This is a genomic window from Humiphilus diazotrophicus (genome assembly GCF_059726315.1).
In genome coordinates this window covers 6,618,798-6,630,695 of record NZ_AP040870.1, presented here as the reverse complement: position 1 = coordinate 6,630,695, position 11,898 = coordinate 6,618,798, and the positions used below count along the sequence as shown (strand labels likewise).

The following is an 11,898-nucleotide window of genomic DNA, read 5'->3' as shown; positions in this document are numbered from 1 at the left end:
TTCGCGTGTTGGGGTGGAGGACCGGCTGTCGTGGAGGGTCTGCAGGCCCTCCACCTAGGAAGTCCGTATATCAATGCAAAGTTCATATTCTCGCGCTGCTTCGCCTGTGTGGGCGAGGACGCCCACACGACAGCCGGCCTGGAGTCCAGCGGTACCTTATGGTACGTGGTTTGGGAAATCACCGGAGGTTCTTCTTAAAGAAGAGCGATAACCCGACCATACAGGCCGCACCCATGGCAAATACCCAGTAGATATCGATATACGAGAGCATCAACGCCTGACTTTGAACAGCCTGATAGATCCTCGCAATCGCGCAATGATAGCTATCAGCGGCGCTGACACCGGCATGGTTAATATGGGACGAAAGCGCAGCAGAGGTATCCAGGAATGTAGGGTTTGTTAATGAAATAGAGTGCACCAGCATCGTTTGATGGAATTGCGATCTCCTTGCAATCAGGGTTGTAACGACCGATGTTCCAACGCTGCTGCCAATGTTGCGCATGAAGTTGACCATCCCTGCAATATCGTTGCTGTGCTCTCGGGACAAATTGGAATAAGCCGCCATTGACGTGGGGATAAAAATAACTAACACGGGGCAATACTGCAGCACTCTCAGATAGGAAGCGGTCGAGAAATCGATGAAAAGGTCGATGTGATGCACCGAATAATACATAGCGAAAGCCAGCGATATCCAACCCAAAGCGATAATATTGCGGGCTTGAAACTTCTTTGTCAGCTTTCCGATATACGGAACCATGAGCAAAAGAGGAAGGTTGGCAACCGACATCACCATTCCAGCGCTTTCCGCACTATACCCCATCAGGATCTGAAGAAATTGGGGAAGCAGAACCGTTGACGCAAAGGTCAGCGTTCCAAGAACAAAGATCATCGTGTTGGCGATGGCAAAGTGCCGATCCTTGTATAAACGCACATTGACGATCGGAGAATGATACGTCCACTCATGAATAATGAGTGCCACCAGAGATACTCCTGCAACTGCGGCGAGCAGAACGATGTATCGTGACCCGAACCAGTCTGCCTCCTGCCCTTTATCAAGCATTATCTGTAATGCACCAATCCCGACAGAGAGCAAGGAAAACCCAATATAGTCAAAATGTACAAATTTGCTTTTTGCTTTTGCAAGATATGGGGGATCTTCCAAAAGGTTGTAAACCAATACAAGCGCGACAAGGCCGACAGGAAGATTGATGTTAAAGACCCAGCGCCAGGAGTAATTGTCCGTTATCCATCCTCCAAGAGTCGGGCCTACAGACGGAGCAATCAGTGCGGTGACACTATAAATGGCAAATGCCATCCCCCGGTTTTCTGCAGTAAAGGTATCGGCCAGAATTGCTTGAGATATAGGCTGCAAGCCCCCTCCGCCCACCCCTTGAAGGACTCTCCCTATAACCAGAATTCCGATACTGGGTGCGAGGCCACAAAGCAATGAGCTCAGTGTGAACAGTACGATGCAACCCATAAAGAACCTTTTGCGCCCGAACACCGATACAAACCAGCCACTAAGAGGAAGTACGATAGCATTCGATACGAGGTACGAGGTCAAGACCCATGTGCTTTCGTCATTACTCGCGCCTAAATTGCCTGCGATGTGTGGCAAGGCAACGTTGGCTACACTTGTATCCAGCACTTCCATAAATGCTGCAAGAGAAACAACAACAGCTACCAGCCAGGGGTTATGCTTTGGAGCCCAAGTAAGACTCTGTTCCGACTTTATGGCTAAACTCATTACTTATTCATGGATAAATCAATGCTTAACAAAGGAAAGGTCTCGACAGCGAATCAGGAGGGAGATATCAATCCGCAGATAAAGCAAATTGCATTTCCGCTGGATCTTGAAACATCCCGGCTCTGAACCACTTCTCCAGATACTTGGCAATGATGTCGGCTTCAATATTGACAGGATCTCCTGGCATGAGCCGAGCCAGATTGGTCGTATCGGCAGTGTGGAGATTTACGGCTATAGAAGCCCTTGACCCATCAAGCTCGGCCACAGCAAGACTGACACCTTCAATTGCAATCGATCCTTTGTAGACGACATATTTCTCCAGATCGACGGGAACCTCAATAAACATCAGGAGATTGCCGCTGTCAGGATTCGCTTCAGTGCCAAGAAACGCACCCGTTCCATCTACATGGCCTAACACCATGTGCCCTCCAACTCTTCCTCTTTCATCGACGGGCAAAGGCAATTCCAGATTGACAGGTGCTCCCACCGTGAGGCGATACAGAGCTGTACTTGCCCAAGTCTCTTCCGAAAGCTTTATCGAAAAGGTGTCGGAGGTGACAGCCAGAACCGGCAGGCTCATTCCACATATAGCGATATTGCTTCCTGCCTGCAACTGCCTGGCAATACGCGGAGCATTCACCGTGACGTATCTTCTCCCTCCAGATGTATGAATCTTTGCGACACGTCCCACTTCTTCGATAACTCCGGTGAACATGCACCCTCCAGTGGACAAGCTGTTCTTTTGCCTTGTCAGTAATTCTGATTTTTGTGAATGAGAAAAAACAGACACAATATTCATAATTGGAATGGGTACAGTATTGAGAATTTCATGCTGATATTACTTTTTGGCATGACATGATGAAAAAGAGGATACACTTCTGTTGAAAGATGACAAGGGACCGGCGCAGTAACAATCGCGATTCGTTTTTATACGAAGACGTTGCGGCAAAGATTGAGAGGATGGTTCAACAAGGGGCATACCGGCCCGGAGAACGCATCCCTTCCATTCGCGACTTAAGCAACCAGATGCGTGTAAGCATCAACACCGTTATGGAAGCTTATGCGCGACTGGAGAGCATGAATGTCATTGAAGCCCGCCCTCAATCCGGCTATTACGTTCGCCGCCATCTTCCGGAACCGGAAGCCTGTTCGAATGTCCGATTGATTCGCGATAGCCTCAGTGCCAAAGTTGTTCGCATCAGCGACACGACAATGCGCCTGGTACAAGGTGCATCCGGTTCATCGATATTACCGCTTGGAATTAGTGCTCCGAATCCGGCTTTATTACCCATCGACAAATTAAGTGCGACGCTTTCCGCGCAGGTACGAAAATTCCGGAGCGAGAGTATAGCGCTTAAAGAGCAGTCGGGTCTGATGCGCCTGCGCGCACAGATTGCGAGACGTGCTTTTGAAGCGGGATGCACTCTGTCACCTGACGAGATCATTGTCACATCGGGATGTATGGAGGCAGTAACCCTGGCCTTACAGGCAATTTGCCGAAGAGGCGATACGATTGCCGTTGCGTCTCCTGTCTACTATTCGTTTCTCAGCACAGCTCAGTGGCTGGATCTAAAAGTTATCGAAATTCCGTCAGCCCCTCGGGAAGGACTTAGCCTTGAAGCGCTCAATTATGCGATCAAGCACAATTCCATCAAGGGATGCATGATCATTTCCAACTTCAATAATCCCCTCGGGAGTCTTATGCCGGAGGAGAAGAAACGGGACTTGGTGCGTCTGTTAGAAAGGCACAACATTCCCCTCATTGAAGACGATGTATCCGGAGATTTAACTTTTGGGACCTCCCGACCTGTTACGGCCAAAAGCTTTGACAGAAAAGGACAGGTGCTCTTGTGCTCATCTTTTTCCAAAACCTTAGCCCCCGGTTATCGTGTCGGATGGATTGCTCCAGGCAGGTTCTTGAAGAGAATCGAAGAGTTGCGTAGCTACTCCAACATGATTGCAGCGGCACCATCGCAATTCGCCATAGCGGAATTCCTGGAGAATGGATGGTATGACCGCCACTTGAAGAATATACGCCGGACATATTCTCAACAGCTTACGCAGCTTCGCAATGCAGTGGGCCGCTATTTCCCTACAGGAACTAGAGCGACCAAACCCGAAGGCGGATTTTTGTTATGGGTTGAATTGCCTGAGCAGGTTGATACGCAAAAGCTTTATGAAAGAGCATTGCAGATCGGCGTTAGCCTGGCTAGCGGAGTCATCTTTACCAACGGTGATAGATTCCGAAATTGCATTCGCCTAAACGCTACCTATTGGTCGGAGCATGCGGAAAAGGCCATGGAGTTGTTGGGCAAGCTTGCTTGTGAAGCTGACCTTCCCGGCTACCGAACCACCTTGTACCGCCGGTCTCCAGGCCCTCCACCTGGGAAGTCCGTGTATTAATGCAAAGTTCATTGTTCTCACTCTGCTTCGCCTGTGCGGGCGAGGATGCCCACACCTGAAGTTTCTACTTTCTCTGAGCTGAAATTGCAGAAAATCTTCGAACATAACCAGAGTCCCAAAGGCGAAGTGACTTTGGTCGTGTGTCAGGGACGGCCTTCAGGCCATCCGAAAGCCGTCTCCTAAGAGTGGCTTAACATTCTCGGTAACGAATGCTGCGGGAAATTGAGCAGGCCGAATAGTTGCAAGGTACTGTCTGAGAGTATCTTCGTTTGTGGAAGCAATGACCAAAACGCTCAAACTGGTATAGGTTCAATGCCTTTGTTCTTCCCGTTGCATATGTTACCGAAAATGTTTCTTCTCTCTTAACCAAGACTGTTTTCGGATGGCCTGAAGGCCATCCCTGACACACAGCCTGACCAATGGTGGCAACGACCGAAATTGCTGTTATATTTCGTTGTTCTTTGTTGCTATCCTTCGCGAAAAATGTAGAACCTCTAGGTGTGGGCGAGGACGCCCACACGACAGCCGGCCTGGAGTCCGGCGGTACACTATTTCTTCGCTGGATGTATCTTCGACGGCTCGACTACGCCGGAGCCTTCCATCACTGCGTAGAAACGATCTACATCTAGGTTCGTCAGCTTTTCAATGGCGCCCGAAGGCCAGCGAATCTCTACGGAATCGATCTTCCTGGCATCGGCCAATCCGAAGTGCACGCGCAAATCATGTTGCGAAATATAGCTTCCGCCACTGCGAACCTCTTCTGTCTGCGTTATGCCTCCAGCGACGATCTTAAGGCGCGCACCGATGGCCAGACGATTGCTCTTCGTTCCCGCCAGTTCAAAGCTCACCCAATGGGTTCCGGTGAGTCCATTGTTGTGCAGAATCATCGGTGCACCATCGATATTGCCGACGACGAGATCGACATTGCCGTCATTGTCCAGATCGGCAGAGGCAAGACCGCGGCTGGTCCTCGGCTCCTGCATCGCGGCGCCAGCCTGATCGCTGGCATCGCAGAAAGTGCCGTTCCGCTCATTCATCATTAGATTCTTGGGTTGACGATAACGAGCACCTGACGGCAACTTATCGACCTGCGGATACACCTGCCCATTTACCGAGATCAGATCCAGCCAACCGTCGTTATCCAAATCGACAAAAGCATTCCCCCACTTCACCCAAGGCAAAGTTGCCAGAGCCATTCCTGACTTATAAGAGACATCGGTGAAGGACCAATTCCCATCGTTGCGATAGAGGGTGTTGTTCTCGTCTGCAAAGTTGGTGATCGCAATCGAAAAGCGGCCGGAGTGGTCGTAGTCCCCAATGGCGACGCCCATCGATCCTTGCTCGGAGCCATCGTCGCTCACGGCCGTTCCTGACTCCAGCCCGATCTCGCTGAACTTCCCTCCTCCGCTATTGCGATATAAAAAGTTCGGAGTCGAGTCATTGGCTACATAAATGTCAGGCTTACCGGTGTTATTGAAGTCGGACCAGACAACGCCAAGGCCATAGTATCCGCCCGGGTCTTCTACCCCGGCGGTCTTGGTCACATCGGTGAAGGTGCCGTCTCCATTGTTATGAAAGAGTGCGTCACCGGCACCGCGAAGCCCGCGCGGACCGCACTGCACATCGATTCCCCGATAAGTACAGGTGGGAGCTTTACCGAAGCCGGGCAGATCGTCGAGATGGAAGTCCACATAGCTCGTCACCATCAGATCGAGAAAGCCATCGCCATCGTAATCTCCAAAGGTGGCGCCTGTAGACCAACGACCTTCGGCCACTCCGGCTTGCTTGGTCACGTTTGTGAAAGTACCGTCTCCATTATTGCGATAAAGAACATTGCCTCCAAGACAGGTGACATAGATATCGGGCCAGCCGTCGTTGTTGTAATCACCAATCGCTCCACCCATGGCAAATCCCGGATAGGCGACTCCGGCCTTATCGGTCACGTCGGTGAAGGTACCATCGTGATTGTTGTGATAGAGAGCGCTCCGGGCCCGCTGTCCCTTCAAGGCCATCTCGACGGTAGGAGCATTGGTAAAGTAGATATCGGGCCAGCCATCGCGATCGTAGTCGAGAATCAATACGCCGCCACTCATCGACTCGACAATGTATTTCTTCTCCGGCGATGCCAGATGAGAGAAGGTGATACCTGTCTTCTTAGTTATATCGACAAGCTGAGGAATCGAATGCCCGCTGCATATTTGTGTCTTGGCCCCGGGAGGTGGCGGAGGAGCAGCAGCATGCGCGCCCTGCCCAAGAGCGCTGCAAGAAAGAAGAATCGGCACGGCACTAACGGTTATCCAACGAAGCTTACCTGACCAGGTCATGGATTCTTCTCACCAGCTTCCTTCACTGCGTTTCGTACTTCTGCTATCCCACGCTTCCGAAACTGCCGTCACACAAGAATGAAAAGATATACGAACCCTGGCACCTTTGTCAGCAGATCATCGCACGCTGGAATCTCCCATCCCGGTGGTGGAAGCCTGACGATGCTCTGCCTTAATTTCTCGGTAGATCTTCAACTCGCGATCCGCATCCTCCAAACGCCCGGCCTTGCGATAGGCAGTCTGCAGCTGATAGTGGATGTAGTCTTTTGAAGAATCGGCTTTGACGGCTACCTCCAGATGCGAGATAGCTTCCACCGGCTTACCATCGGCGAGTAACATTTTGCCTAATTGATATTGCGCCTGGGGGTAATCGGGATCCACCGCTACAACTTTCCACAACAACGTTGCCGCCTCTTCTTTCTGCGACGTCTCCAGCAAGGCATAAGCGAGGTTGTACTCTACGGAAGGATTGTTGGGATCGAGCTTCAGTTCTTCTCTGAACTCAGGAATCGCCTCGGTTGGGCGATTCAGCCGAATCAGTGCAGCCCCAACCTGAAAGTGAGCTAACTTAGCCGCAGGATCTTTCGTGTAGAGATTTCGGAAGCAACTAACCGCGTGCTCGTAATTCTCTGTAACGATATAAAGCTGGCAATAAAGAGACATCAACTCCGTCGGCTGATCCTTAGCAGTGAGCTGATCCAGCAGTTTGTTTGCCTCCAACTGCCGCTTACTGCGCGCCAGAGCAGCAGCCCAGGCATAGGCGGCCCGTGGATCCTGTAACGCTTGATTGCCAGCTTTTGAGAAGACCTCTGCCGCCTCCTTGTATTTATCCAAAGAGAAGAGCGAGACGGCCAGCATGATACGCGTCGGATCGTCTGCAGAAGATTTCATTGTGGCCGACGGCAGCGCGCGGACAGCTTCGTCGTATTTGCCAAGACGGAAAGCGGCAACACCGATGTTGCGCATCACGCCGGGTGCTCCCGCATCCCAGCGTTCGGCCTCTTGAAAATGTCCCAGCGCCTGCTCGTATTGATGAAGGCGAGCCTCAGCCGTTCCCCAATCGTTGAAGGTACTGGCCAATATCTTGGTCAGCAGGTTCTCGCGTGTCTTCAGTTCCTGCAGCGCGGCGGTCGAAGCACGAGGAGTAGTCTTCAGCTTCGCCCGAAGCTCAGCGATCTCCCGGGAGGCCTGCTCGCAAACCTGCTGTGCTGTTGTTAGCACCCCATTGGGATCTCCGCTCCGGACTGCGGATTGCTCACGCTCCCAAAGCTCAGCCAACTTGCTGTTTAATTTTCCGGTAGGACGGGAAGAAGAGGCAGCACCGGCAGGAATACGCCGTGTCTGCTGGGCATAAGATGCCACAAACGAGAGAGCCAAAAGCAGAAAAGTCCACCTGCATATCAGCCGTAAAAACATAACGGCATTATGGTGCCATATGGACGAATAGTGAAGAGCACAAATTCGATAGGAGACGGGGCCGCGTATGCGGCCCCATTCCAGTTGAGTTCCAGGATTCAGAATGATCGACTCCTAGAAGGTGAAGTGCATTCCATACTGGATCTGACGTGCAGTACCGATCAGTCCGCTGGAAGTGCCGAAGCCAGAGGTACGAGTCTCTCTGGTCACGATGTTGTTGGTAGCACTGCAAGCGTTGTACAGATTTATCGGCTGTTTCGTGGTCGGATCTACTCCTGTGCCAACAACGCTGCCGCAATTTACATCCTGGATAGGACTACCTTGCGAGAGCGATCCCGGGTTGAAGTTCGGGTGATTGAACAGGTTGAAGAAATCCAGCCGGAACTGGACCTGCAAACGTTCGCCTGCATGCCAGTTCTTGTTAACCGAAAAGTCTGTGTTATTGAAATTAGGCCCGCCGCAACTACCTCTGTGTTCCATGTTGGACGGAATCGTTCCGAGCGCATATCCGACCAGAGTAAAGGCTCCCGGATTGATGATTTTGTTCGAACTACGCCCGTCGGAGCAGTTCTGCCCGGTCGATAGCGGCCGAAGCGGATTCGGACTCGTGAAGCCAGTGGCCACAAGAGCTCCGGTCTGATTCAGACGAAGGGCCGGGGTCGGACTGTTGGGACTTACATTGTTCGGATTCTCAGATGCCCCCTGGAAGATACTGAAGGAGTTTCCATTCATGGCACTGATAATTCCGGTCAACTCCCAACCGCCGAGCACGCCACGCTCAATCGGGTTTGCTCCTTTTAATTTTGGGAGGAACCAGGTTGCGTTCGCAACAAAGACATTAGGCCTGTTAACCGTCGAGTTTCCATAGTCGATGCTGCGCAATCCAGGATATGTTCTGGAACCAGCACTCAAGCCACCACCGGAATCGTCAATCTGGATATCTGCCAGCGTATGTGACCAAGTATAAGCGGCACCTAAATTCAGTGAGCTGCCAATACGGGAACGTAGCAGAATCTGCAAGCCGTTGTAGTTAGAGTTGCCGCCACGATCCCAATAGGTAAGAGTTCCATAATTGGGGAACGGACGGTAGCTATTAACTTTGTCGGAGGTCGCGAAGGTTGCGGCCAACCAGTTTTGTTGTGGAATAGCATTGATGTCGTAACCCACGGTAAGATGTATCCCGCGATTTCCGACATAACCCATCTGCAAAACTGTGTTTGCAGCCAATGACTGTTCCACCGATACGTTCCATTGCCACGAGTTTGGAAGAATCGTACTCGGGTTAATGCCACCTTGCGGACTTGCCGAACCTGACAGGCTCCCCGGAGTGGCTCCGCCGAGTGTACGCGCATAGTTGTTGGTCGTCAATGCAAACGGAGCATTCGATACCAGTACATACCGGGAGACACGTTCACGCTGGTAGAACTGTCCACCGCCAGCATGAATAATCGTCTTCCCTGTTCCGAACATATCCCAGTTCACACCGATACGCGGAGCGACGTTATGATATCCGTTCTTGATTAAAGAACGATTAGGACCAGGAGTCCCCGAGCTGAAGTTGGTTCCATACTTCTTGTTGGCATCACCGCAGGGATCCTTACCCGGTGCTACCCACAGGCCGTTGCAGGCATCGGAAGCAGGCTTGTTGGGATCGAAGAGACTCGGCTGGAAGCTGGTGATCTGATCGTCCGGTTGATAGGGCTGCAGCAAGAGCGAGTAACGCACACCATAGGACAGGGTCACACGTGGACTCATCCTGTAAGTGTCACCCGCATAGAATTCATAGTTACGCCAACGAAGTTGGGCGCGAACATTGGTTGAAGTTTCGTTGATGTTAAATACGTTTCCTGCCAGTTCCAGGTTGGCCAGGGAATCGCCCGTATCGTAACCACCCGCGCCAGTATTGGGACTGTTGATCACCGGACGTTCGGAACTGCCGCCACCGGTGTCTTCGTTCTTGCCATTGAAATCCAATAACGCCCCAAACTTGAAAGAGTGCTGGCTCTTTACCCAGGAGAGGTCGTCATGGAAGCTGTAAAGGTTCAGCTCGTTTTGCCATGGAGCCTGTAGTTGCGTCGTACCACCATAGGCACCAAAGTTCACCTGTGCAACGCCCAGTTGCTGGTGTTTGATAGAGGGGGAATAAAGGGTAGGAATGGCGGCCGTTACCTTAGACAACAGACTCGGATTGGTACCGCCAGCCGTAATACTGATTCGGTTATTCGAATAGTTAAAGGCCACATCGTTTACCAACGTGCTGCTTAAAGTATCGATCCAATGCACGGTGGTGGACTTGGAAGGCTGAGCCCAGCTGCTATCGAGAGCAGGAAACACAGTATCGCCCCAGTACCCGGCATTGAAAGCAGGATTGTTCCAGGTGTCCTGGGTATAACGGCCCGAGATGTGATTTGTCTTATTCAGGTCATAGTCGCCGCGGATATTCTCTTCGCGCCAGGACAGAGCCGTCGGCAGAGATACTGACCAGTTTTGGTTGGAGGAATTGTAGCTGCTCAGATTCGGCAACGGCAGCATCTGCAGATAGGTAGCAGTTGCGGGATCTACGGAATTCAGCTTATTTCCCGTATATGCCGAAGCCGGAAGCGAACCGAAGTTTGGAAGATTCGTATTGCAACCGGGAGTCGAAAAATCTCCGGCGCGCTGTGCCGCGGTTGGTACACAAGCGCTTACCTGACGGCCACGAATCTCGCGATTCCACTCCTGGCTCCAGAAGAAGAACAGCTTATCTTTCAGGACCGGACCACCCACAGTGTAGCCCCAGTCATTACGGCGTAACTTGTCCTTACCATCCAGGGGCAGCCCTTTGCCTGCATTGGGAGCCGAGAAGAAGGTATAGGTATCCAGCTGGTCGTTACGGCCGGAGTAGAAGGCGGACCCATGGAAGGCGTTGCTGCCACTACGAGTCACGATGTTGACGATCGAGCCGGAAGCCTGTCCGTACTCTGGCCCGAAGTTGTTGGTCAACATCTTGAATTCGGCGATTGCATCGATGGAAGGATAGATCAGGATCGTACGGTTCGAGCCCACGTCGTTGTTGTTCACACCGTCGATGATGAACAGATTGTTCGTGGTGGGATTGCCGTTCACGGACATGTCGACGCCGCCCTGAAGTCCCTTATTCTTCGTATCGAAGTTGTTCGCGGCGGAGACACCGGGCGTCAACTGAGTCAATTGCACGAAACTTCTGCCGTTCAGCGGAAGTTCCCGCACCTGCTGACCTTCAACCACCTGGCCCAGCGCAGAGTTATCGGTCTGCACCTGAATCGTGTTGGATTCTACCGTGACAGTCTCCGATACGCTGCCCGGCTGGAGTTGTGCGTTCACGGTAGTAGTTGTTGCAACGTGGACCACTACGTTCTTGGAGACAAATGCCTTAAAGCCTTTCGCACTGATGGAGACCTCATAGTTACCCTCGGGTAATTGAGTAACGGTAAAGGTCCCCTGGTCGCCGGCGTTCACTTTGTGTACGTCATTGGTCCCCAAGTTGATAATCGAAACGCTAGCATTCGCAACTATGGCACCGGTTGTGTCAGTGATCGAACCACTGATGACACCGGTAATTTGCTGACTGTATGCAGGTATCTGCAATAACGTGATTGCAAAACCGATCAGCAGCATCCAGCGAATATATCGGTTCATATGTTCTCCCAGATACTTCAGATATGAACTGCGTTATTCTTGTTCGCTTGTTTACTGTCGAAGTTCGACCCTAACAGGTAGCTATCTTTTGTTAGGAACAAGTACAGCGGTCAAATATTCTATCTACGATTGCTGCAGCTTTCGTCAAAGCCGCAGCAGCAGACGCAGATGTCGATTGCCCCCGCAAATACCGGGCATAACAATCTGCCAACGTCATCTGTCATCCGAAAACATCCGGTATTACGCGAAGCCCTCCTCTCTACAGCAAGAAAGCCGCCACGTTCCTTTGGCGAGCAGACAAGACTGATAAATTGTTCAGGAGGATAGCTGTCCAGACGCACAACACCCAGC

The 11,898-nt window shown here is 51.6% G+C and carries 6 protein-coding genes; 1 reads left to right on the top strand and 5 read right to left on the bottom strand.

Annotation, left to right across the window (positions count from 1 at the left end; translation table 11 throughout):
• Window positions 1–178: 178 nt before the first annotated feature.
• Together AC6I7T_RS26820 and AC6I7T_RS26815 are read right to left on the bottom strand one after the other, a co-directional pair.
• Window positions 179–1,747 carry a DHA2 family efflux MFS transporter permease subunit gene (locus AC6I7T_RS26820; protein WP_497790874.1) on the bottom strand — a complete coding sequence of 523 codons (1,569 nt, stop codon included), beginning with the start codon at window positions 1,745–1,747 and terminating at the stop codon, window positions 179–181.
• A 67-nt stretch (window positions 1,748–1,814) separates the two neighbouring features.
• Entirely contained in the window at window positions 1,815–2,462 is a 648-nt protein-coding gene (locus tag AC6I7T_RS26815; protein ID WP_497790873.1) for a riboflavin synthase, read from the bottom strand.
• Window positions 2,463–2,635: 173 nt separating this feature from the next.
• On the opposite strand from AC6I7T_RS26815, the gene AC6I7T_RS26810 reads away from it, so the two are divergent.
• Complete coding sequence (locus AC6I7T_RS26810) at window positions 2,636–4,150, top strand: aminotransferase-like domain-containing protein (protein ID WP_497790872.1); 1,515 nt, start codon at window positions 2,636–2,638, stop codon at window positions 4,148–4,150.
• A gap of 548 nt (window positions 4,151–4,698) precedes the next feature.
• Here the strand turns inward: AC6I7T_RS26810 and AC6I7T_RS26805 are convergent.
• From AC6I7T_RS26805 to AC6I7T_RS26795, 3 genes are all read right to left on the bottom strand, one after another.
• A complete protein-coding gene (locus AC6I7T_RS26805) occupies window positions 4,699–6,474 on the bottom strand; it encodes a CRTAC1 family protein (RefSeq protein ID WP_497790871.1) in 1,776 nt (591 codons plus the stop codon).
• 117 nt (window positions 6,475–6,591) lie between these two features.
• Entirely contained in the window at window positions 6,592–7,851 is a 1,260-nt protein-coding gene (locus AC6I7T_RS26800) for a tetratricopeptide repeat protein (protein ID WP_497790870.1), read from the bottom strand.
• A 153-nt stretch (window positions 7,852–8,004) separates the two neighbouring features.
• Window positions 8,005–11,547 (bottom strand): carboxypeptidase-like regulatory domain-containing protein, encoded by a 3,543-nt coding sequence (locus AC6I7T_RS26795; protein WP_497790869.1) that lies wholly within the window; start codon window positions 11,545–11,547, stop codon window positions 8,005–8,007.
• Window positions 11,548–11,898 lie beyond the last annotated feature (351 nt).

Excerpts from the sequence above, each read along its gene's own strand:
- AC6I7T_RS26815 (WP_497790873.1), bottom strand. The coding sequence starts at position 2,462 with ATGTTCACCGGAGTTATCGAAGAAGTGGGACGTGTCGCAAAGATTCAT.
- AC6I7T_RS26805 (WP_497790871.1), bottom strand. The coding sequence starts at position 6,474 with ATGACCTGGTCAGGTAAGCTTCGTTGGATAACCGTTAGTGCCGTGCCG.
- AC6I7T_RS26810 (WP_497790872.1), top strand. The coding sequence starts at position 2,636 with ATGACAAGGGACCGGCGCAGTAACAATCGCGATTCGTTTTTATACGAA.
- AC6I7T_RS26795 (WP_497790869.1), bottom strand. The coding sequence starts at position 11,547 with ATGAACCGATATATTCGCTGGATGCTGCTGATCGGTTTTGCAATCACG.
- AC6I7T_RS26820 (WP_497790874.1), bottom strand. The coding sequence starts at position 1,747 with ATGAGTTTAGCCATAAAGTCGGAACAGAGTCTTACTTGGGCTCCAAAG.